Raw genomic sequence first — 715 nt, 5'->3', positions numbered from 1 at the left:
AGCAATGTTGTTATGAGAACTTTATTCATCAATATTTCCCCTTTTTCCTTTCAGTTTTACAAGGTTTGAGCACAATTTTTAAATTATGCTTGTGTTATCGGTTTTTTATAACCAGTGATGATAAATCTAGGGCACAGACATAATGTTGCCATAAATATATTGTATAGTCTGTAAGGTTCTTTAAGTTGAGCAGCTAAAGCGCAATAGATGTTATCCATTGTTTTTGTAATGGGATTCATCAACATATTGTCTATCTTAGTGAATATGCCTTTGCTTTCTACTGCCATTGAGATGCTCCGCTCTTCATTATGTCTTAATGGTTATTTTGTTGTTCTTCTGCCGCGCGCTCTTTTGCTCTTCGTTCTTCCTCAGCACGCTCTTTTGCTCTTTGTTCAGCAAGGAATTTTTGATTCTCTTCTCTCATTTTTTTAATTCTGGCTCTCATTTCAGCCATATCTTTTTCATCTCTTTTGCGATTGTTCTCTTCCGCTTGACGCTCTCTTTCTGCTGCTTGTGCCTGACGTTCCTTATCAAGTTCTAAAAATGCTAACCGCATGTTTTCACAATTCTTTGAAGTTCCTGCAAATCCACATCTAGCATCCCACTCTAAGCGTAAATTTTTATCTTTTTTAAATTCTGCGACGCTATAGGTTTTTTCACATCCAGCAGCGATAATTCCAGTGCCAAGTAGCAATGTTGTTATGAGAACTTTATT

1 protein-coding gene is annotated in these 715 nt (G+C 36.4%); it reads right to left on the bottom strand.

Annotated elements, in window-relative coordinates:
• Positions 1-313: 313 nt before the first annotated feature.
• The coding region (locus ACFIL8_RS11785) for an EexN family lipoprotein (RefSeq protein ID WP_375689966.1) at positions 314-715 on the bottom strand (402 nt) is incomplete at its 5' end.

The sequence above is a fragment of the Bartonella sp. AP57NXGY genome (genome assembly GCF_042195805.1).
In the GTDB taxonomy this organism is placed as follows: Bacteria; Pseudomonadota; Alphaproteobacteria; order Rhizobiales; family Rhizobiaceae; genus Bartonella.
Note: the sequence above shows the minus strand (reverse complement) of the source record. Positions and strands in the feature narration are given on the sequence as shown.